This window comes from Runella salmonicolor (assembly GCF_024158025.1).
In the GTDB taxonomy this organism is placed as follows: Bacteria; Bacteroidota; Bacteroidia; order Cytophagales; family Spirosomataceae; genus Runella; species Runella salmonicolor.
The window spans coordinates 932,058-949,487 of the sequence record NZ_JAMZEL010000001.1 but is presented as its reverse complement, the minus strand read 5'-3'; the positions used below and the strand labels follow the sequence as shown (position 1 = coordinate 949,487).

18 protein-coding genes are annotated in these 17,430 nt (G+C 47.5%); 10 read left to right on the top strand and 8 right to left on the bottom strand.

Annotation, left to right across the window (positions count from 1 at the left end; genetic code table 11):
* Positions 1 to 127 precede the first annotated feature (127 nt).
* From NCI00_RS03985 to NCI00_RS03975, 3 genes are all read right to left on the bottom strand, one after another.
* The gene (locus NCI00_RS03985; RefSeq protein ID WP_253525248.1) at positions 128 to 1,531 is read right to left on the bottom strand and encodes an NAD(P)(+) transhydrogenase (Re/Si-specific) subunit beta; all 1,404 of its coding nucleotides are present in this window, start codon (positions 1,529 to 1,531) and stop codon (positions 128 to 130) included.
* Between the two features lie 78 nt (positions 1,532 to 1,609).
* Complete coding sequence (locus NCI00_RS03980) at positions 1,610 to 1,918, bottom strand: NAD(P) transhydrogenase subunit alpha part 2 (RefSeq protein WP_013928540.1); 309 nt, start codon at positions 1,916 to 1,918, stop codon at positions 1,610 to 1,612.
* 93 nt (positions 1,919 to 2,011) lie between these two features.
* On the bottom strand, positions 2,012 to 3,142 hold the full coding sequence (locus NCI00_RS03975; RefSeq protein WP_253525246.1) for a Re/Si-specific NAD(P)(+) transhydrogenase subunit alpha: 1,131 nt from the start codon (positions 3,140 to 3,142) through the stop codon (positions 2,012 to 2,014).
* Between the two features lie 204 nt (positions 3,143 to 3,346).
* Here NCI00_RS03975 and uxuA point away from each other — a divergent pair, with 204 nt between their 5' ends.
* The 3 genes from uxuA to NCI00_RS03960 are packed head-to-tail and all read left to right on the top strand — an operon-like array spanning position 3,347 to position 5,327.
* Entirely contained in the window at positions 3,347 to 4,534 is a 1,188-nt protein-coding gene (uxuA, locus tag NCI00_RS03970) for a mannonate dehydratase (RefSeq protein ID WP_253525244.1), read from the top strand.
* A gap of 35 nt (positions 4,535 to 4,569) precedes the next feature.
* Positions 4,570 to 4,854 carry a hypothetical protein gene (locus NCI00_RS03965; protein WP_253525242.1) on the top strand — a complete coding sequence of 95 codons (285 nt, stop codon included), beginning with the start codon at positions 4,570 to 4,572 and terminating at the stop codon, positions 4,852 to 4,854.
* A complete protein-coding gene (locus tag NCI00_RS03960; RefSeq protein ID WP_253525239.1) occupies positions 4,851 to 5,327 on the top strand; it encodes a PIN domain-containing protein in 477 nt (158 codons plus the stop codon). The genes NCI00_RS03965 and NCI00_RS03960 overlap by 4 nt, the downstream gene beginning before the upstream one ends.
* A 7-nt stretch (positions 5,328 to 5,334) precedes the next feature.
* On the opposite strand, the gene hslU is transcribed toward NCI00_RS03960, so the two are convergent.
* Positions 5,335 to 6,771: an ATP-dependent protease ATPase subunit HslU gene (gene hslU / locus NCI00_RS03955; protein WP_253525236.1), complete on the bottom strand. Its 1,437-nt coding sequence runs from the start codon at positions 6,769 to 6,771 to the stop codon at positions 5,335 to 5,337.
* Between the two features lie 96 nt (positions 6,772 to 6,867).
* Between hslU and NCI00_RS03950 the strand changes: the two genes are divergently transcribed.
* The 3 genes from NCI00_RS03950 to NCI00_RS03940 all read left to right on the top strand — a co-directional run bounded on the left by NCI00_RS03950 (position 6,868) and on the right by NCI00_RS03940 (position 8,092).
* Positions 6,868 to 7,167 carry a hypothetical protein gene (locus tag NCI00_RS03950; RefSeq protein ID WP_253525234.1) on the top strand — a complete coding sequence of 100 codons (300 nt, stop codon included), beginning with the start codon at positions 6,868 to 6,870 and terminating at the stop codon, positions 7,165 to 7,167.
* Positions 7,168 to 7,245: 78 nt separating this feature from the next.
* Positions 7,246 to 7,704, top strand: coding sequence for a nuclear transport factor 2 family protein (locus NCI00_RS03945; RefSeq protein ID WP_253525232.1), 459 nt, complete (start codon positions 7,246 to 7,248; stop codon positions 7,702 to 7,704).
* A 130-nt stretch (positions 7,705 to 7,834) separates the two neighbouring features.
* Complete coding sequence (locus NCI00_RS03940; protein ID WP_253525230.1) at positions 7,835 to 8,092, top strand: hypothetical protein; 258 nt, start codon at positions 7,835 to 7,837, stop codon at positions 8,090 to 8,092.
* An 82-nt stretch (positions 8,093 to 8,174) separates the two neighbouring features.
* Here NCI00_RS03940 and NCI00_RS03935 read toward each other — a convergent pair whose 3' ends face one another.
* A complete protein-coding gene (locus NCI00_RS03935; protein ID WP_253525228.1) occupies positions 8,175 to 9,185 on the bottom strand; it encodes a S1C family serine protease in 1,011 nt (336 codons plus the stop codon).
* A 74-nt stretch (positions 9,186 to 9,259) separates the two neighbouring features.
* Between NCI00_RS03935 and NCI00_RS03930 the strand changes: the two genes are divergently transcribed.
* The 4 genes from NCI00_RS03930 (at position 9,260) to NCI00_RS03915 (ending at position 13,900) form a co-directional block, all read left to right on the top strand.
* A complete protein-coding gene (locus NCI00_RS03930) occupies positions 9,260 to 9,445 on the top strand; it encodes a hypothetical protein (protein WP_114067122.1) in 186 nt (61 codons plus the stop codon).
* A gap of 56 nt (positions 9,446 to 9,501) precedes the next feature.
* The gene (locus NCI00_RS03925; protein ID WP_253525226.1) at positions 9,502 to 10,842 is read left to right on the top strand and encodes a sulfatase family protein; all 1,341 of its coding nucleotides are present in this window, start codon (positions 9,502 to 9,504) and stop codon (positions 10,840 to 10,842) included.
* An 83-nt stretch (positions 10,843 to 10,925) separates the two neighbouring features.
* A complete protein-coding gene (locus NCI00_RS03920) occupies positions 10,926 to 12,458 on the top strand; it encodes a sulfatase family protein (protein ID WP_253525224.1) in 1,533 nt (510 codons plus the stop codon).
* Positions 12,459 to 12,493: 35 nt separating this feature from the next.
* A complete protein-coding gene (locus tag NCI00_RS03915) occupies positions 12,494 to 13,900 on the top strand; it encodes a sulfatase family protein (RefSeq protein ID WP_253525223.1) in 1,407 nt (468 codons plus the stop codon).
* A gap of 3 nt (positions 13,901 to 13,903) precedes the next feature.
* Here the strand turns inward: NCI00_RS03915 and cdaA are convergent, their stop codons facing one another.
* The 3 genes from cdaA to NCI00_RS03900 all read right to left on the bottom strand — a co-directional run bounded on the left by cdaA (position 13,904) and on the right by NCI00_RS03900 (position 17,366).
* Positions 13,904 to 14,707, bottom strand: coding sequence for a diadenylate cyclase CdaA (gene cdaA / locus NCI00_RS03910; protein WP_253525221.1), 804 nt, complete (start codon positions 14,705 to 14,707; stop codon positions 13,904 to 13,906).
* 51 nt (positions 14,708 to 14,758) lie between these two features.
* On the bottom strand, positions 14,759 to 15,397 hold the full coding sequence (locus NCI00_RS03905; protein ID WP_166557112.1) for a DedA family protein: 639 nt from the start codon (positions 15,395 to 15,397) through the stop codon (positions 14,759 to 14,761).
* A 100-nt stretch (positions 15,398 to 15,497) separates the two neighbouring features.
* Positions 15,498 to 17,366: an ABC-F family ATP-binding cassette domain-containing protein gene (locus NCI00_RS03900; protein ID WP_253525218.1), complete on the bottom strand. Its 1,869-nt coding sequence runs from the start codon at positions 17,364 to 17,366 to the stop codon at positions 15,498 to 15,500.
* Positions 17,367 to 17,430 lie beyond the last annotated feature (64 nt).

The following is a 17,430-nucleotide window of genomic DNA, read 5'->3' as shown; positions in this document are numbered from 1 at the left end:
TAAGAAATAAACAATTTATTTTCACACAACAGGCAGCTCTTTTGGGCTGCCTGTTGTGTGAAAATCCAAAATATGTCTCACTAATTTCTAATACTGGTACTGCCCAATAATCATCAGATGGTAGCCACTAATCCATTCCCTTCAATTCCGCCACAACTTTCGTAATCGAATCTTTGGCGTCGCCGAAGAGCATGAGGCAGTTGGGGTAGTAGAAGAGTTCGTTGTCAATGCCCGCGTAGCCGGCCGCCATGGAGCGCTTGCTTACAATCACCGTGCGGGCTTTGTCGGCGTTCAAAATGGGCATTCCGTAGATGGGGCTGGCGGGGTTGCTACGCGCGGCAGGGTTGACCACGTCGTTGGCTCCTACCACAAACACCACGTCGGTGGTGGCAAACTGGTCGTTGATTTCTTCCATTTCCACGAGCTTATCATAAGCTACGTTGGATTCCGCCAAGAGCACGTTCATGTGGCCGGGCATCCGTCCTGCTACGGGGTGAATGGCGTATTTGACTTCCACACCACGTTTTTCGAGAATCGCTTCCAGTTCGTGGATGACGTGCTGCGCCTGCGCCACGGCCAATCCGTAGCCCGGCACTACGATTACTTTCTGGGCGTAGTTCATCAAGATGGCAATGTCGGAAGGCGTGCTGCTTTTTACTGAGCCGCCCGCAAAGGTGCTGGCTTCTCCTGCCGTAGCACCGCCACCGCCAAACGACCCGAAGATAACATTGGTGAGAGAACGGTTCATGGCGTTACACATCAAAATCGTAAGTAGCGTACCCGCCGAACCCACCAGAATTCCGCCCGTAAGCATGACCTGATTGTCGTACAGAAAACCGCCGAAAGCCGCCGCAACACCCGTGAAGGAGTTCAACAGCGAAATGACCACGGGCATATCCGCCCCGCCGATGGGCAACACAAACAGGATACCATAAGCCAGTGACAGGGCAAAAATAACGTACAGCAACGCAGTAGAAGCGTGTCCGAAGGCCAGATAAATACTCAGTCCGACGATGCCTGCCATGAGAATGATGGTCAGGATATTTTGGGCAGGAAGCTTGAAAGTCTTTTTCAGAATTTCCTGCAACTTGGCATAAGCAATAATACTGCCCGAAAACGAAACGCTCCCGATGACGAGTCCAGCCACGATGGTCAGAATCGTGACGGGCGAGGTATCGCCGTGCAGGTGTCCAAATTCTACCAGCGAAATTAGGGCTGCGCAGGCACCGCCCATGCCGTTGAAAAGGCTCACCATTTGGGGCATGGCAGTCATTTTAACTTTCTTGGCCGAAATCCAGCCCAACACGGTACCGATAGCGATACCGCCGAAAATCCAGCCGTAGTTGCCTATCGACTCGCCCTCTTCATTTTTGTGCATGAAGATGGTGCCCAAAATGGCGAGTGTCATGCCCGCTGCTGCCAAAAAATTGCCGTTACGGGCGGTTTTGGGGCCTGAGAGCATTTTCAAGCCTACAATAAAAAACACGGAACCCAAAAGGTAAATGAGGTATAACCAGTATTGTTGAAGCATTGTGAGTGTGCAGTTTACAGTAAACAGTTGGCAGCCGCTTCCCCTTGTTACCGTGGGCTGCTAACTGCGAACTAAATTTTATTTCTTCTTTTTAAACATTTCCAACATTCGGTCCGTGACTACGAAACCGCCGACGACGTTGAGCGTGCCGAGAATCACCGCCAAAAAGCCCAAAATCAAGGCGGGCCAGTTGCCAGCTTCGGCGTGGCCCATGACGATGATGGCCCCGATAATCACCACCCCGTGGATGGCATTGGCACCCGACATCAGCGGCGTATGCAGCGCCGACGGCACTTTGGAAATGACCTCAATTCCCACAAAAATGGAGAGGATGAGGATATAAATAAGCTGGATATTTTCTCCAATAAACGTGATGATTGAATCCATTTAATTAGTGATTTGTGGTTAGTGGTTGGTAGCTGGTGATTAGTAATTGATGAGGAAGATTGAAGTCAAAAACTCCTCATTTCTCGCTCCTCACTACTTCTCCAGAATCCCTTTTGTAAAAGCATGTACCAAAGTACCTTGGTGGGTGATGAGGCTGCCTTTGGTGATTTCCTCTTCCAATTCCCACTTAAAACCGTCTTTGTTGGCCAAATGCAATAGAAGTGTGCTGATGTTTTTGGCGTATAAATCGCTGGCGTTGGTCGATAGCAAGGCGGGGAGATTAGACTCTCCGATGATGGTGACGCCGTTTTTGACCACGGTTTTGTTGGCTTCGCTCAGGGCGCAGTTTCCACCCGATTCTACGGCCATGTCCACAATCACACTACCCGTCTTCATGGATTTTACCATCTCTTCCGTGACCAGAATCGGGGCTTTTTTGCCCATCACAAGGGCAGTTGTGATAACGATGTCGGCGTCTTTGATGCGTTGTTTAATGAGGTCCTGTTGTTTCTGCAAAAACTCCGCCGATACTTCTTTGGCGTAGCCGCCTTCCGACTTGTTGGCCTCCATGCCTTCAACGCTCAAGAATTTGCCCCCCAGCGATTCCACTTGTTCTTTGGTTTCGGGGCGTACATCCGATACTTCCACGACGGCTCCGAGGCGTTTGGCGGTGGCAATGGCCTGCAAGCCCGCCACACCCGCGCCAAAAATAAGTACCTTGGAAGGTTTGATGGTACCAGCGGCGGTCATCATGAGCGGAAAAATCTTACCGAGGGCGTTGGCGCCGAGCAGCACGGCCTTGTAGCCAGCGAGGTTGGCCTGCGAGCTGAGCGCGTCCATGCTTTGGGCTTTGGTGGTGCGGGGTACGGCATCCATGCTGAAAGCCGAAATCTTTTTCGCATTGAGGGCCTTGACCAACTCGGGCTGGGTGTAAGCGTACAAAAACGAAATCGAAACGGCACCTTCGCGCATTTGGGCTACTTCGTCGAGCGTGGGGGCGTTGACTTTCAGCACCACGTCGGCATCGGACAGAAGGGTTTGAGTGTCGGCGGCGACGGTGGCGCCCGCTTTTTCGTAGTCTGCGTTCAGAAGGGAGGAGTTTTCGCCCGCGCCCGATTGAATGGTGCACGTAAAACCTGCTTTCAGAAGAGATTTAACAATATCAGGTGTGATAGCAACGCGCCTTTCAAAGGCTTTCGTTTCTTTTAAAATCGCAATTTTCAAGGTCAAGAAGATTTTAGGAATTAAACGCCAAAATATAGGACAAAATTTGCATAAACAATAGCAGCAGGCTGTTTTTAGCAAATTTGTGAAGTAATTTTTTTCGTTTGCTGACTTTATTTTTTGCTTGCCAACTTATTCAGGGTAAAAGAATTAATAAATAACGATTAACAGATAACAATTAACAGTGCTTTTGCATATCAAAATATGGCATTAGAACAAACATGGCGGTGGTTTGGCCCCAACGACCCCGTAAGTCTGTCGGACGTAAGACAAGCCGGCGCAACGGGCATCGTAAACGCCCTGCACCAAATTCCGAACGGTCAGGTTTGGACGGTACAAGATATTCAACAACGCAAAGCTATCATCGAAGAAGCGGGTTTGAGCTGGTCGGTGGTAGAGAGTGTACCCGTTCATGAAGACATCAAAAAAGCATCGGGAAATTTTAAGCAATACATCGACAACTACAAAGAATCGCTCACCAATTTGGCGGCTTGCGGCATTGATACCGTTTGCTATAATTTTATGCCCATTTTGGACTGGACACGGACGGATTTGAACGCCCCCATGCCCGACGGTTCTACGGGATTGCGTTTTGATTTTAATGAATTTGCCGCTTTTGAATTGTATATTTTAAAACGGGTAGGGGCGGAAGCGCACTATACCGAAACGCAACAGAAAAAAGCCAAAGCGTGGATTGATAAAGCCGACGAGGCGGATGTTACACGATTGGTGCGTAACATCATCGCGGGTTTGCCCGGTTCTGAAGAAAGCTACACCGTAGAGCAGTTTCGGGACGTGTTGGATACGTATAAATATGTAGGTGACAAAGAATTACGCGAAAATCTGTACGCATTTTTGCGCGAAATCGTGCCCGTAGCGCAAGATGCGGGCATTCGATTGTCGATTCACCCCGATGATCCGCCGTATCCGATTTTGGGCCTGCCCCGCGTGGTAAGTACCGAAGCTGATGCCAAACAATTGTTAGCTGCTGCCGATTTATCGGCCAACGGCCTGTGTTTCTGCACGGGAAGCTACGGCGTGCGCGGCGACAATGACTTGGTGGGCATGGTCGAGCGCCTCGGCGACCGCATTCACTTCATTCACCTACGGGCTACGCAGCGCGACGAAGAAGGTAACTTTCACGAAGCCAATCACTTGGAAGGAAATGTGGACATGTACGGCGTTATGAAAGCGTTGGTGTTGGAACAAAGACGTAGAAAACAGGAAGGCCGCACCGACCTACGGATGCCGTTCCGACCTGACCACGGTCACAAAATGCTCGACGACCTCAACGCGGGCAAAAGGACCAATCCTGGCTACACGGCCATCGGTCGTTTGCGCGGATTGGCGGAGTTGAGAGGATTGGAAATGGGCATTGAGCGGGGTTTGTGATTTATGATTATATTTGTTCTGTAAATATGTAAGTCATGATTAATGTAAAACAGGCAGTTGCAGCAAGCGTAGAGTTTTTAGCTTCTATTGATAATGAAGCCCAAGATGTTTTGGTGGAAGAAGTAGAGTACTCTGACTATCAACTTGGTACTAAAGCTTGGTTGATCACCCTTAGTTTTACGCATCCTCAAAGTCAAAAAAAAAACAATCTTCTATCGGCTTTGGCAGGGGATGTAAGAAAGTATAAAATATTTAAGGTAGACTCTGACAAAGGAGAAGTGCTTTCTATGAAAATAAGAGAATTAGCCAAGGCACAATGACCAGAGCGGAATTAAAGAAAAAAGCAGGTTTGGTGATAGATACCAACCTGCTTTTGCTATATTTAATGGGTATTTATGACCCTAAAAAAATCAGTCAATTCAAACGGACACAACAATTTTTGGAAGAGGATTTTCAATTGCTCCTTCGGTTTATTGAGATATTTGATAAAGTCATCATTACCCCACACATCTTGGCTGAAACAACTAATCTGGCTGATACACAAACCTTTCCCATACTTAAAACAATCATTGAACTGTTGGAGGAAAATCTAACAAGTAGTTTGGAAATAATACACTCAGACCAAACTTGCTTTAACAAATTTGGTCTGAGCGATACTGCTATCCAATATTTAGCGCAGCAAAACTATGTAGTGCTTACCGATGATTTGCGTCTCTACCATTATCTTTCTACAAAAGGCTATACAGCTTTCAATTTCAACCATTTGAGGTCAGGTAATTTACTAAAGAAATAGTCATTCACTACAGAATATACTGACTCAAATCACGGTTTTTGACCAGACTCGACAGACGTTGTTGCACCAATTCTTTGGTGACCAACACATGCGAATTGGCACCGATAACGTCGGGAATGTCGTACATAAAATCATTGAGTAAGGTACTCATGACCGTTTGCAAACGACGCGCACCGATGTTTTCGACGTCGGAGTTGATGGTAAACGCCAGTTTGGCGAGTTCGCGCAGGGCGTCGTCGTTAAATGTCAATTCAACCCCTTCGGATTCCATCAGCGCGTGGTATTGACGAGTCAGAGAGTTGCGCGGCTCTTTCAAAATCCGGTAGAAATCATCTTCCGTAAGGCTTTGCAATTCTACCCGAATCGGGAAACGTCCCTGCAATTCGGGAATCAAATCAGATGGCTTCGAAACGTGAAATGCCCCCGCTGCCACAAACAGGATATGGTCGGTTTTGATGGGGCCGTATTTGGTGTTGACCGTGGAGCCTTCCACAATCGGTAATAAATCGCGCTGCACGCCTTCGCGGCTCACATCAGGGCCTCCACCTTTACCGTTTGAATTGGCGATTTTGTCAATCTCATCAATAAAAATAATGCCTAAATCTTCGGCTTTAGCGATGGCCTCTTCTTTGACCTCGTCCATGTCGATGAGCTTGGCGGCTTCTTCTTCGAGCAAAATCTTACGGGCGTCGGCGATGGTCACCTTGCGCTTTTTGTTGCGCTTAGGCATCATATTGCCGAGCATTTCTTGGATATTCATCATCGACATATCATCAATGGGACCGCCCATGACACCGATGTTGGGTGCAGCCGATGCCTGCATGTCGATTTCGATTTTGCGGTCTTCGAGCTCGCCCGCGCGCAGCTTTTCCCGAAAACGCCCGCGTGTCCGTTCGTTGAGCTCGTGGTCGGGCATGGAAGAAATCGGCGGCGGTGTTTGCACCATGTCAGCATCGTCCGTAATGGCAAATCCAACGCTGGGGCGGTGCTGACCTTGGTTGGTATTGTTGGGATACATCGGAGGGATCAATACGTCCAGAATAATATCTTCGACGATTTCCTGCGCTCTTTGTTTGACGGCTTCTTTCTTTTCAGTTTTAACCAGATTGACCGCCTGTTCTACCAAATCCCGTACCATACTTTCTACATCGCGACCCACGTAACCCACTTCGGTAAACTTCGACGCTTCCACTTTTACGAAAGGTGCATTGGCGATTTTGGCCAATCGGCGGGCAATTTCGGTCTTTCCGACCCCCGTGGCCCCAATCATGAGGATGTTGTTGGGAATGATTTCCTTTTGCATTTCGGGCGTGCTGTTCATGCGTCGCCAACGGTTTCGGAGGGCAATGGCCACGTTGCGTTTGGCATCGTGTTGTCCGATGATGTATTTATCAAGCTCGGCGACTATTTCGCGCGGTGTCAATTTGTCTAAGTGTAAGGACATAAATGCGATTAAAATTTTGCAAAACAAATGTAGAAACGTTGGCAATTTCAAATTTGAGCTCTATTTTTGTACAAATTTGATAAACGAATCTTGAAGATGAAACGTAACTTTTTGAAAATAAGTGCTTTGTTGTTGGTTGTTTCTTTGGCCTCTTGTAAGTATCAAAAGAACAATAAGATTGATCAAACAGATGTACGCGCCGGCGATGAATACGTTTACGGTGTGCATCCTGATTCGGCGGCTCGTCAGACCAAGATTAAATATACGGCTAAGCCCGAACTCGAACTACGTACCAACAGTATTCGTGAAAAAATGTTTGGTGCAGCTACGGCTGAAACCACGGCTCCTGCGGCGGCCCCAGCAGCGGCTGATTCAGCAGCAACTGCTGCCAAATAGATTTTTAGCATTTGATATAAATACGAAGCGACGTTTGAATAAGCGTCGCTTCTTTTGTTTCCTAAAACTCATTTTCCTATGAAAAAGTTATTCCAAACTTTGAGTATTTCGCTCTTTTGTAGCGTTGGCGGTTTTGCCCAATCGGCCGAAGAAATGGCGGTCAAAGTGCCTATCCAGCAGCTGTTTGACGGAATGAAGAAGAGCGATTCGACCTTGGTACGCCAATCGTTGATGCCGGGCGCGCGCCTTGAGTCGATTGCCAAAAACAAATCTGGTGAAGTCACGGTACGCTCTGATTCTTTCGAAGGATTTTTGAAAAGTATTGGCAAAGCCACCCCTGGTGATTTGGACGAACGCCTGAGCGCGGTCGACATTCGCATCGACGGTGAAATGGCCACGGCTTGGACACCCTACAAATTTTATTACAAAGGTAATTTCAGTCATTGCGGGGTCAATGCGTTTCAATTGGTCAAAACTGCCGCGGGTTGGAAAATCCTGAGCATCATCGACACCCGCCGCAAAGAGGGTTGTGAATAAGGTAGGGGCAGGGCCGCAGCGGCCTCTGCCCGATAGAATACCCGAGCAATACTAAGAAAAACAAGGTCGGTTGTAAGCAACCTCCCCTTCAAAAAAACGCGGTTATGAGTAACCGCTTTCACTTACTATCATGCGTTACGTAGGAGATATATCAAGCACCGATCATTACAAAATTGCCCTTTATACATGGAACGGTAAGTACATCGTCAAGGTGGAAGCGGGTTTGTACGAGCAAACGTACAAAGTTAGTGAAATGGATTTTTTGGGTGACGAAGCCGATATTCATAAGCTGTTTTCTGACGAAGCCTTCCTAAAAACCATTTTTGCGCGTTTCAATCAAATGCACACCGATTTTCAGGAAGCCATTGAGCGTGTCGAAACATCTTAAAATATCCTCCCTGAAGAGGTATCAGGGAGGATGGATAATTGTTGAAAAACTTTTTCAGTTTTACATTACTGATTTTTCGGTTTTACTTCAGCTCCCCCGGAATAACGCTTATCTTCTTCGCCAAATTATTCCTTAAAATCGTTACTTCACTGCGTTTTCCGATGGTGGTTTCGGTGAGCAATTTGTGTAAATCATCTACCGAACCAACGGGGTTTCCTTCAAAGCCCACAATAATATCGCCCGCCCTGAACTCCGAGTTGTACGACACACCGTCGGCCTCTACACTCACGATGTAGATTCCCGTTTTGGTTTGTAATTGATTGTACTGCATGATGCGGTCGGTGAGGTTGATGAGTTGCCCAGCAATCCCCAAATATCCCCTGCGTACGCGCCCCTGCATGATAAGCTGACCGGCTACTTGCGCCGTTATGTTGGAAGATACCGCAAAACACAGCCCCTGCGCGGGTAGTATGACGGCGGTATTGACGCCGATGACCTCCCCCTGTGAGTTGACCAACGGCCCGCCCGAATTGCCGGGATTGAGTGAAGCGTCGGTCTGAATGACATCGTCAATCAAACGCCCAGACTCCGAGCGTAACGTGCGGCCCAAGGCGCTGATGACCCCTGCCGTGACGGTGTATTGAAATCCGTAGGGGTTGCCGATGGCAATGGCGATTTGGCCTACCTGAAGGTTTTTGGAGTTGCCAAATGCAACGGCCTTTAAGGCATCTCCGTAGATTTTCAACACGGCAATGTCGGTGGCGGGGTCCCGCCCAATGATTTGGGCTTCAAACTCACGCCCGTCTTGTAGTAGTGCCGAAATTTTGGTGGCACCCGCCACGACGTGGTTGTTGGTGATGACAAACCCATCGGACGAAATCACAAACCCTGAGCCGGTTCCCTGACCTTCGTTTGGGTTGCGGCTGCGGGGTTCTTTTTTGCCGCTCACTTTGATTTGAACGACCGAGTTGCTGACTTTTTTAGCTACATTTACCACCGTTTGGGAGTAAGCATCGAGTAAAGGTGCATCATCTTGAAAGACTGAACTTCCGCCCTCGGCGACGTCAGTACTTGAGTTAGTGAAAGTAATCATGGTGTTTGAGAATGAGAAAAACCCAGTGCTTCAATCCCCGTTCCATTGTATAAAAAACGACATTTTGACAGACAATGACCTTTGAACAATACCTTATCACCAAAAAAATTGACATAAAGGCATTTCGCCAACACGAAGCGGAGCGTTTTCAGGAATGGGAAACGCTGTATGCACAAGTACATCCCGAGAGCTTCACCGCCCAAAAAAAATTTTTAATCAATGATGTGCGCAGAAAGTATCTATTAAAAAGCGGTGAATAGAAGGTTAGAATAGCGGCTTTTGTGATTTATAGCAATAGTAAATCATAAAAAACGATATGAGCCTTTTGCCTTCTTGCGTTCGTTGTCTCTGTTTTCTTTTATTTTTCTCTTCTTTGGCTTTTGCCCAACAAAAACCCAACATCGTCATGATTTTGGTGGACGATATGGGGTGGGGCGAAGTAGGTGTATACGGTTCAAAATATTGCCAAACACCCCATCTGGACAACCTTGCCAAACAGGGGATGAGATTCACGAATTTTTACGCCAATTCAACCGTGTGTTCGCCTACCCGGGCCGCCCTGATGACGGGCCGTTATCCCGATTTGGTGGGTGTGCCTGGCGTGATTCGGGGCAACGTTGAAAATAGCTGGGGGTACTTTTTGCCCCAAGCCCCCACACTCCCTCAGATATTGAAAACGGCTGGCTATCAGACCGCTATGGTTGGAAAATGGCATTTGGGACTGGAGCCCGAAAATCACCCCAACCAACGGGGATTTACGCATTTTCACGGGTTTTTGGAAGACATGATGGATGATTACTACACGCACCTGCGCGAAGGGAAAAACTGGATGCGGCTCAACGGACAGGTCATTGAACCTCAAGGCCACGCCACTGATTTATTTACCCAATGGGCCATTGATTACCTGAATACCCAAAAGAAAAATCCGAAACCTTTCTTTTTGTATCTGGCGTACAACGCCCCTCATTTTCCCGTTCAACCGCCCCAAGAATGGTTGGACAAAGTAAAAAAACGGAACCCTAATCTTACCGAAAAACGGGCCAAACTCACGGCCCTGATTGAGCATCTGGATGAAAGTATCGGCAAGGTAATGAAGGTACTGCGCCAAAATGGGCAGGCCGAAAATACGCTCATTGTTTTCAGCAGCGATAACGGTGGCCTGCTGTCGGACGAAGCCGATAACGGTATCTGGAAAGGAGGCAAACAGACCATGTACGAAGGCGGAATCCGGGTGCCGACCATCGCCGTTTGGAAGAATAAAATCAACGCCAACACTAAAACGGATTTTCGGGCGCTTACCATGGATTTACTCCCCACCTTTTGTGAAGCTGCGGGGGCGAAACTCCCACCCGTCGTAGATGGGAAGTCTTTTTTATCCGTGCTGAAGGGAGGGGCCAAAACAAACTCGGATAGGCCCACTTTCTGGGTACGGCGGGAAGGTGGTGCGTATGGCGGACAAGAGTACTACGCTTTGCGAGAGGGAAACTGGAAAATCTTGCAAAACACGCCGTTTGAGCCGTTTCAGCTTTTCGATATGTCGAAAGATTCCCTCGAAACAACGGACGTTAGAAAAGCCAACAAGCCAATTTATGACGCACTAGAAAAAAAGCTAAGACGGCATATTCAAAAAGCAGGCGCGGTAAACTGGCAAAAGTAGCCGCGTGCATCTACCTGAATTATTTAAGTAAAAGCGTCTTCTGTTACGCTTATTATCAAGAGATTATTCACCTTTCTTTTATCATGTTCAAAAAAGCCTTTCTCTTTTGTATCGCAGCTACGGCTGGTATCGTTGCTTTGACGGGATTTAATCCGTCGAAAAACACCAAAAACGTTGCTGCTTCTCCCAAAAATGTCATCTTCATTTTGGCCGATGACCACCGCTACGATGCCATGGGTTTTATGGAAAAGTTCTCGGGTTTACAGACCCCTAACCTGGATAAAATGGCCGCCAATGGGGCGCACGTGCAAAACGCCTTTGTGAGCACGGCCCTTTGTTCGCCGAGCCGGGCGAGCATTCTTTCGGGTCAATACGCGCACACGCATCAGGTGGTTGACAACTTTGCGCCCTTGCCGCCCAATACCAAATTTTTTCCGATGTATCTGCAAAAGGCGGGCTACAAAACGGCTTTCTTGGGCAAATGGCACATGGGTAACGCCGACGACGCCCCGCAACCGGGCTTTGATTATTGGCTGAGTTTTAAAGGACAAGGGCAGTATTACAATCCCACATTCAACATCAACGGCAAACAGGTAAGCCACAAAGATGGCTATACGACCGATTTGCTGACCGACTACGCCATTGAGTGGATGGGTAAGCAGGACAAAAACAAACCGTTCTTTTTGTACCTCTCGCACAAGGCCGTTCACGCCGATTTTCAACCCGCCAAACGCCACGCGGGCAAGTACAAAGACATGCCGATTCAGTACCCTGCCTCAATGTACTTGACCAAGAGCGATACCAGTAAAATTTGGGGAAAAAATGCAAAAGACCCCGAAACGGGTGAGGTCAAAGGCAACATGAAAGATATGCCCAATTGGGTCAAAAATCAGCGATATAGCTGGCACGGAGTCGATTATCTTTACCACGGAACCATCAGTTTCAATGATTTTTATCGTCAGTATTGCGAAACCCTACTCGGAGTCGATGAAAGCGTGGGTCGGGTGATGAAATACTTGGAAGACAATGGATTGGCCGAAAATACTTTGGTGATTTATATGGGCGACAACGGGTTTAGTTTTGGTGAACGCGGCCTGATTGACAAACGCCACGCTTACGAAGAATCCATGCGGGTGCCGATGTTGGTGAGTTGCCCGTCGGTAATAAAACCCAAAACCAAGCTCACCAATGTGATTCAGAACATCGACATTGCACCCACGATTTTGGCTTATGCGGGTTTGGCTACGCCCGCTCAAATGCAGGGAAAATCGTTTTTGCCGTTGCTGAAAGGACAAAAAGCGGAGTGGAAAGACCGGGCATTTTATGAGTACTATTGGGAATATGATTATCCTCAAACACCCACGATGTTTGCGGTACGAACCGACCGTTATAAATACATTTTCAACCACGGCGTGTGGGATGCCAACGAACTTTACGACCTCCAAATCGACCCTGAAGAAATCAATAACCTCATCAGAAGTCCACAACACCAAGCGATTGCGAAAGACCTGCGCGACCAAGTTTGGGGCTGGTTGGAGAGTACCAATGGTTTGCAAATTCCGCTCAAACCAATTAAGCAGAAGCGTAGCGACCATATTTATAAGGGCAATTATTGACACTTTGTCCGTACCACACTTCACATCTCTTCATTATGAAAGTTATAAAGTTTGCGGGTGTCTTATGCTTGTTTATGCACTCTTTGTGGGCGCAAAAAAAGCCTAATATCCTTTTTTGTATTGCGGATGACTGGGGAAAACACGCGGGTATTTACGGGGATAAAGTCGTAAAAACGCCCAATTTTGACCGTTTGGCCCGCGAGGGTGTCGTTTTTGCAAATGCTTTTTGTGGCTCTCCGTCGTGTACCCCCTCCCGGGCAACGATTCTGACGGGGCGTTATCCGCACCAAAACGAAGAAAGCGGAAACCTTTGGAGTACGCTGCAAACCAAGTTGCCCAATTATGCATCAATATTGGCCCAGAACGGTTACCATGTGGGATTGGAGCGCAAAGGATGGGGGCCGGGCGATTTTAAAGTCGGGGGTTATGAACAAAACCCTGCGGGTAAAAGCTACAAAAACTTTGATGAGTTCTTGGAAAAACGACCCACCAACAGCCCTTTTTGTTATTGGTTTGGCAGCCAAGACCCGCACCGGGTGTATGAGGCAGGAACGGGAAAAGCCTCGGGAATGAACCCTGCCGACGTGCGTGTGCCTGCTTACTGGCCCGATACGCCCGAAATCCGCGACGATGTGTTAGATTATTATTATGAGGTACAGCGTTTTGACCGGGAAGTGGGGCTATTGCTCAAAAAACTGGAAGAAATCGGCGAGCTGGAAAATACTCTCATAGTCGTTACTTCCGACAACGGAATGCCTTTTCCGCGTGCCAAAGCCAATGTGTATGATGCGGGAACGAACTTACCATTGGTGGTTTATTGGAAAGGCAAAATCCCAGCTCATGCTACCAATAGTTTCGTAAGTTTTGTCGATTTTGCGCCTACCTTTTTAGAGGCTGCCCGTTTGTCAATTCCCAAAGAAATGTCGGGTAAAAGCCTGTGGCCTTTGTTGAGAAACGAAACTCAAAATCATCGCAATGAAGTTTTTCTAGAACGCGAACGGCACGCCAATGTGCGTAAGGGCGACCGAAGTTATCCTATCCGCGCCATTCGTAACCGTGATTATTTATACATTCAAAACCTTGCGCCAGAGCAATGGCCTGCCGGCGACCCGCAGCCTTATTTTGCCGTAGGGGCTTACGGAGACGTTGATCCTGGGCCTACCAAGGATGTTATCTTACAAGATTCGGCCAAGTACGCCTATCATTACCGATTGTGTTTTGCCAAGCGTCCAGCAGAGGAGCTGTATGATTTAAAGAAAGACCCTGAACAAGTGAATAATTTGGCCAAAAACGCTAACTACCAGTCCATTAAAAAGAGTTTGGTAATGAAATTGAACCAATGGCGAAAAGAGACCGCCGACCCTCGCACGGCGGGAATGCAGCCTTTTGAAACGTACCCTTACTACGGCAACTCAGCAAAGACCGAACAAATGAAGAATTAATAATTATTTTTTACTGCTTTGCTCAAACAGATATTTCCGTAGACGCTCTTCGACTTCAGAAGCGGGAATATTACTTAATAAATTTCCTTCAATGGCGAGCGAAATACGGCCTGTTTCTTCGGAGACCACAATGACGGCGGCATCCGTTACTTCACTCATGCCCAACGCCGCCCGGTGACGAAAGCCTAAATTGCCGAAATCGTCACTGTCAGAAACGGGTAAAATACAGCGTGCGGCTTTGATGCGCCCGTCGGCCACAATCACACCGCCATCGTTCATGGGGCTGTATTGGTTAAACAATGAAAGAAAAAGGCGCTTGGAGAGCACGCTGTCGACTTCTTCGCCAGTTTGGAGGTATTTGTCGAGCTCGTCGTTTTTCTTGATAATCAATAGCCCACCCGTAAATTCGGACGCCATGGCCCGAACGGCTTCAATGATGGGTTTGATTTCGTTGATTTTGTCGGTTGAAGTAGGCTGGCGCAAAAAACGACCCAGAAGTCGGTTGTTGGCAAAAGCGGTTGATTTTCCGATAAACAACAGAAAGCGCCGAATTTCCTGTTGGAAAATCACAATCAACGCCACGGCGCCCACGCCCATAAAATATTCCAGAATCTTGGTCAAAAGCTCAAGGCCAACGGCCCGTACGACCAAATAGAAAAGATAAATCAGTAAATAGCCCAAAAATACGCGGCTCGCCAGACTTCCCCGTACTAAGTAGTAGATTTGATACAGCAAAAACGCCACGAGTAGAATGTCCAATACGTCTACCCATTCGATGTTTAAAAAACCTATCTGGAATAAAAACATAATTTGTTAAGTTAACTGTACTACGGCGGCTTATCTCTTTTAGACTACATTTTATCCCTCGCTGCTTATGTCTTTTTTTGCGCTAAAATACCCCCTCACCACCGTGAACGTAGTAATTCCCAAAAAGAAAAAGATAATATAATGAACATAATCAATAATCCAGGGAAATTTTTCGCCAAAATAATACCCTCCGCCCGTCAATCCAAAAATCCATAATCCTGCCCCTAACACATTATAGAGCATAAACCCAGGCCATTTCATTTTGACCAATCCCGCCAAAATAGGGGCAAAAGTGCGTACTACGGGCAAAAAACGACTGATTACGAGCGTCCGACTGCCGTATTTTGCAAAATAAATGCGGGTAGTTTCGATGTGCTTTTTCTTAAAAAAAATAGAATCGGGCCGATTCTGAATCCGGTCGCCAAAAAAACGACCGGTAAGATACCCCGTCAGTGAGCCTATAATAGCAGCTCCAAAAAGACATCCCAAAAGTAGAAAAATAGGGACATCCAGAATTTTCAACGCGCAGAAAACCCCCGCCAAAAACACAAGGTAGTCGCCCGGTAAAAAGAACGCAAAGAATAGACCGTTTTCGGCAAAAATGATGAGCGTTATTAGCACCAATCCACCAGTACGGATAATTTCTTCAGAATTAACGAGGTATTGGAAAAAGTCAGTAATTGAATCCATGCTCAAAATTACACAACTTCTGGCTCACGGTGAAATAACCCACCGAATAAGTCTTGCTTTGTTTATTATCTTTCTGAAAATAGTGCCGCAGAGGAGGTGCTCAGGCCAGTTCGCTCAACTCCAGCCAGCGCATTTCTTTTTCTTCGATTTGGGCAGTGATATTTTCAATTTCATGCGCCCAATGAATGAGGTCTTCGTGCGAGCCACTGCCAGCGTTTAATTTCTCAATAAAAGTTTGTTTTTGTTTCTCCAAAGCGGCCATTTCAGCATCTAGCCCTTCCAGTTCTTTCTGCTCTTTGTAGCTTAGTTTACGTTTTGGTGCCGCTGCAGGCGTGTCGGCCTTGACGGGTGCGACCGCAGGTTGTGTTTTGGTCTCGGATTTTAGGTCGTTGTTTTCAGAAAGAAAGTTGCGGTAATCGGTATAGTTTCCCGGAAAATCGCGGATGCCGCCGCTTTCTTCAAACACAAACAAGTGGTCGACGAGGCGGTCTAAGAAATACCGGTCGTGGGAAACGATAATCAAACAACCCGGGAAGTTCATCAAAAACTCCTCCAGAATGTTGAGGGTCGTGATGTCGAGGTCGTTGGTCGGCTCATCCAGAATCAAGAAATTAGGCTCGGCCATCAAAATACGGAGCAGTTGAAGGCGTCGCTTTTCGCCCCCGCTGAGTTTTTCGATGAGTGTGCCCTGCTTATGGGGGGGAAACAGAAAGGCATTCAGGTATTGCGAAGCCGTAACAGTCTGGCCCGTGCCGAGTCGAATGACCTCAGCCACATCTTTTACCCAGTCTACCACCCGCTGACCGGGTTTGTACTCAAGGTCGGTTTGTTTGTAATAACCAAACTGAACCGTATCACCACGCACCACTTGGCCGTTGTCGGGGCGTAGCTCTCCCGTAATCATGTTGAGCAATGTAGATTTCCCTGCTCCGTTTTTGCCGACAATTCCAATTCTATCACCTTTTTTGAAGGTATATAAAAAATTGTCAACGACGGTTTTGCCGCCAAAATGTTTGCCCACGCTGTGGAGTTCAACAATTTTGCTACCCAGTCGCGCCGACTTTACGTTGAGTTCTATTTGATTGTCAAACTTGCGTTGACTCGCCTTCTCTTTAGTGTCTTCAAAGGCGTCTACGCGGTATTTAGCTTTGGTTCCGCGTGCTTTGGGCTGCCTGCGTATCCAGTCGAGTTCTTTGCGGTATAGGTTGCGCGCTTTATCTACTTCGGAGGCTTCGATGGCTTCGCGCTCGGCTTTCTTTTCCAGAAAATAGGCGTAATTCCCTTTGTAGGTAAAGAGCGTGCCGTTGTCCAACTCCACAATCACGTTACAGACGGTATCCAGAAAATACCGGTCGTGGGTCACGAGCAGGAGCGTGGTGTTTTGGGTGTTGAGGTAATTTTCGAGCCATTCCACCATGCTCAAGTCAAGGTGGTTGGTGGGCTCATCCAGAATCAATAAATCGGGGCTTTCAATGAGTACTTTGGCCAGGGCAACGCGTTTGCGTTGTCCACCCGACATGGTTCCTATTTTGACCGAAACGTCGGGAATGCCGAGTTTCCCCAAAATTTCTTTAACGCGGGCTTCAAAATCCCAAGCTTGCAGCGAGTCTACGTTTTCAATGGCGGCCGCAAATCGTTTATCATCGCCCGATAAAAGTGCTTCTTCGTATTCTTTGACGGCTTTTGCCACGGGATTATTGCCTGAAAACAAAACTTCCAAAACAGGAAGTTGTCCGTCAAAATCTGGCGCTTGTTCGAGATAGCCCACGCGAATGTCCTTGCGAACGCTAACGTTGCCTTGGTCAAGGGGCGTAACGCCCGCCAAGATGGTCATTAATGTCGTTTTGCCCGTTCCGTTGGCGCCGATGAGGGCCATTTTGTCGCCGCGACTGAGGCCGATGGTCAAGTCTTTAAACAACCACTTGTCGCCAAAAGACTTGGAAATATTTTCTGCTGAAAGGTAATTCATGCCGCAAAGGTAGCAGGCTTTTGGCTACATATGATATGTAATCGTATTTGTGGCGTTTAATTTG

Excerpts from the sequence above, each read along its gene's own strand:
- NCI00_RS03985 (WP_253525248.1), bottom strand. The coding sequence starts at position 1,531 with ATGCTTCAACAATACTGGTTATACCTCATTTACCTTTTGGGTTCCGTG.
- NCI00_RS03980 (WP_013928540.1), bottom strand. The coding sequence starts at position 1,918 with ATGGATTCAATCATCACGTTTATTGGAGAAAATATCCAGCTTATTTAT.
- uxuA (WP_253525244.1), top strand. The coding sequence starts at position 3,347 with ATGGCATTAGAACAAACATGGCGGTGGTTTGGCCCCAACGACCCCGTA.
- NCI00_RS03965 (WP_253525242.1), top strand. The coding sequence starts at position 4,570 with ATGATTAATGTAAAACAGGCAGTTGCAGCAAGCGTAGAGTTTTTAGCT.
- NCI00_RS03960 (WP_253525239.1), top strand. The coding sequence starts at position 4,851 with ATGACCAGAGCGGAATTAAAGAAAAAAGCAGGTTTGGTGATAGATACC.
- hslU (WP_253525236.1), bottom strand. The coding sequence starts at position 6,771 with ATGTCCTTACACTTAGACAAATTGACACCGCGCGAAATAGTCGCCGAG.
- NCI00_RS03950 (WP_253525234.1), top strand. The coding sequence starts at position 6,868 with ATGAAACGTAACTTTTTGAAAATAAGTGCTTTGTTGTTGGTTGTTTCT.
- NCI00_RS03945 (WP_253525232.1), top strand. The coding sequence starts at position 7,246 with ATGAAAAAGTTATTCCAAACTTTGAGTATTTCGCTCTTTTGTAGCGTT.
- NCI00_RS03940 (WP_253525230.1), top strand. The coding sequence starts at position 7,835 with ATGCGTTACGTAGGAGATATATCAAGCACCGATCATTACAAAATTGCC.
- NCI00_RS03935 (WP_253525228.1), bottom strand. The coding sequence starts at position 9,185 with ATGATTACTTTCACTAACTCAAGTACTGACGTCGCCGAGGGCGGAAGT.
- NCI00_RS03930 (WP_114067122.1), top strand. The coding sequence starts at position 9,260 with ATGACCTTTGAACAATACCTTATCACCAAAAAAATTGACATAAAGGCA.
- NCI00_RS03925 (WP_253525226.1), top strand. The coding sequence starts at position 9,502 with ATGAGCCTTTTGCCTTCTTGCGTTCGTTGTCTCTGTTTTCTTTTATTT.
- NCI00_RS03920 (WP_253525224.1), top strand. The coding sequence starts at position 10,926 with ATGTTCAAAAAAGCCTTTCTCTTTTGTATCGCAGCTACGGCTGGTATC.
- NCI00_RS03915 (WP_253525223.1), top strand. The coding sequence starts at position 12,494 with ATGAAAGTTATAAAGTTTGCGGGTGTCTTATGCTTGTTTATGCACTCT.
- cdaA (WP_253525221.1), bottom strand. The coding sequence starts at position 14,707 with ATGTTTTTATTCCAGATAGGTTTTTTAAACATCGAATGGGTAGACGTA.
- NCI00_RS03905 (WP_166557112.1), bottom strand. The coding sequence starts at position 15,397 with ATGGATTCAATTACTGACTTTTTCCAATACCTCGTTAATTCTGAAGAA.
- NCI00_RS03900 (WP_253525218.1), bottom strand. The coding sequence starts at position 17,366 with ATGAATTACCTTTCAGCAGAAAATATTTCCAAGTCTTTTGGCGACAAG.